General features: G+C 60.2%; 2 protein-coding genes. Both read right to left on the reverse strand.

All coding sequences use genetic code 11. The annotated features are described in order from the left end of the window. Window positions 1-2,048 (reverse strand): recombinase family protein (locus CO660_RS32175; RefSeq protein ID WP_176536421.1); only part of this gene is annotated, 2,048 nt, incomplete at its 3' end. After that, on the reverse strand, window positions 2,038-2,235 hold the full coding sequence (locus CO660_RS32180; RefSeq protein ID WP_037145433.1) for a hypothetical protein: 198 nt from the start codon (window positions 2,233-2,235) through the stop codon (window positions 2,038-2,040). The genes CO660_RS32175 and CO660_RS32180, both read right to left, overlap by 11 nt. Between the last annotated feature and the right edge of the window lie 364 nt (window positions 2,236-2,599).

A 2,599-nucleotide genomic window follows, 5' to 3' on the forward strand; every position in this document is an offset into this window, starting at 1 on the left:
AATAGATTTTCCTGATCTGGAGGCGATCCCGCGGGGTGGCGAGGGTTCTTCCGTACACGATCGAGAATCTGACGTGCTTGCGGGGTCGCGAGTTTGGAACGGCTGAAGATCCATGGGCCATCGGGTAGCGGATGAGCCCCCTTAATATCGCCAGCCTCGGCCGCCAGACGCAGCGTCTTTGGCGATATCCCGAGTAACTTCGCCGCACCGCCCAGATTAAGCCATGGCTCAACCCCGTCGATCTGCGGACGGAAGACCGGAATCTTGCGATATGACCTCAGCGCGGTGACCCGCTCCCGTGTCCAGCGATTGCCATTGCCGGTCGTCAGTCCGTTGCGATTGAGGACACCGGCAATCACATCATCATTGGCGATCAAGACGAGCTGTTTCACAGCGTCGACAATGTCGTCAGGGGTCGCATTTCTTTGGCCACGGTGTCGCTTCGGCAGGCGCAGTTCGGTGTGGACGCCTCCAACCCAATGAATGACGAGGACGATCTCAGAGGTTCCATCATCGAGATCGGCGACCACTTCATTGATGAGCGTGCGCACGATGCGCTTCTTCAGCCTTGCATCGGTTGTCGGCGCCGTCCAGACGGCGCGAAGGTTTCCCGCAAGTGCGGTTACCTGTGATGCGGACATGGGGAACGGATGCGGCGTAACTGTCCGATGTTTGGCAATCTTGGCCTCGATCTCACCGACGCCAGTCAGCGCCTTGTTCCAGCGTGCTTCCAGCTCCGACGTCACCAGCCTATTCTCCGGATCAGCCGCGTCATATTGCCGGAATGCCCGGTCGGCTACATAGCGTGCTGCCTCGAGGTCGCGCATCAGGGCATCCTGAACCTGATCGCGTTGGTTGGCCATATTGCGTTCCGCCTCGACGGCGGCGGCAATGGCTCCTGGCTCGACCACGCCGAGAAGTGCCTCTTCGATCGCGTCATCGACCCGCAGACCGCCGAAGGCGATGCAACGTGGTTCGCCGTTGTCGAGCAACCCTCGCCAACAGGAATAGCGCGGGATGTTATGGTTGGCTCCTGTGTAACGAACCGTCAGCTTCCGGCCGCACCTTTTGCAGCGGAACAGGCCGGCAAGCAGAGCGCCGCCATGCTTCGGCGCTCCATGATGGCGACTGGCCGGTACATTGTCGCTGACCATCTTGCGGATCTCCTCCGCCCGTTCCCAACTGATGTAACCTTCGTGCGCATCCGGGATCAGCGCCAGCCATTCATCACGCGCCTTGCGGCGAATTCCAGATCGGCCATCGTATCCTGGTACGGAACGACTCTTACCATAAGCATAAGCGCCGCCGTAGATCGGGTTCGCAATCATCCGGTGGATGGTGGCATAATTTGGCCTGCGCCAGATGACGTCACCGTTGGCGCACCTGACGGGCAGGTCCAATCCCTGCTCAAGGAACCATAGCAAGGCCTGCCGGGCACTCCCGAGTTCGGTGACCTTGTCGAAGACGAGTGCGATGGCTTCCTGGATGCGCCGATTGGGATCCTTCTCGATCCTGTCACCGGCCTTTACGAAGCCGGCCGGAACAGTGACGACGAGTTCACCGCGGCGAGCCTTCTCATAGCGGGCGGAAAGGGAACGCTGACGCAAGAGATCGAGTTCATACTCGTTGAGGCTGCCCTTCAAACCCAAGAGCAGGCGGTCGTTGCCCTGGCGGGGCGCATAAACTGCTTCCTGGTCGACCAGGACGGTATCGACAACGCGGCACATCTCGATGAGTTGCTGCCAATCGCGGCTGTTCCGGGCGAAGCGCGATACCTCACGCGCGGCCACGGCGCCTACCTTGCCAAGGCAGACTTCCGCCACCATCCGATCAAATCCAGCGCGGGTCACGCCGCCGGCGGCCGAACGACCAAGGTCGTCATCCACCGTCTCTATATGTGACCATCCAAGCGCTGCCAGACGGTCGCGCATGGCGTACTGGAGGGCGCTGCTCTCTCGATTGTGCAGAACCTGGTGAGCCGAGGACTGCCGAACATAGAGGATGGCCTTCCGCTCCAGATGATGCGGCGCGATCTTCTCATGCATCATGACCGGCCTCCTTCTGTTGGCAGGCATGTCCGCACTTTGCGTGATCGACGAACAGCCGCACGATGAGCACCGTCAACGCTTGGCGGGTCTCCTCCGGCAACTCCGGCCATTGCGGCGTCCCTGCCGTCTTCCCCCGCTGCGGGGCCGAGAACAGATCGAACTGGCATGTCATGGGCTGGCGAGGCATGAACATCTCTCCGACTCGTTTCGTGAAAGACCAATGCTGCGCCCATTACCGAAGATTGCGATGAGGCATCAGCGTCCTTCAGCAATCTTGCCAAAGAATGCAGGCTTGCGAGATCGACGTGCGGGACCGCCAGGCTGCGCCAACAACCACTCACTGATCGGTCGAACATCCACGACGGGACCTCAAGAAGTCGACCAGAAGAAGAACCAGAAAGGCTGCAGCGGAAAATATGCGTCCCTTTAGACACCGCCTCATGCACGTGAACAAGCCGTCCGGACCAGGGATGCCACGGATACAGAAGCTCGCGAACCTCGGTCCCGTGGGTGTTCTGTCGTCGTGTTGTACAATGAGGAAAGACCTCATG

This window comes from Rhizobium sp. L9 (assembly GCF_002531885.1).
Taxonomy (GTDB): Bacteria; Pseudomonadota; Alphaproteobacteria; order Rhizobiales; family Rhizobiaceae; genus Rhizobium.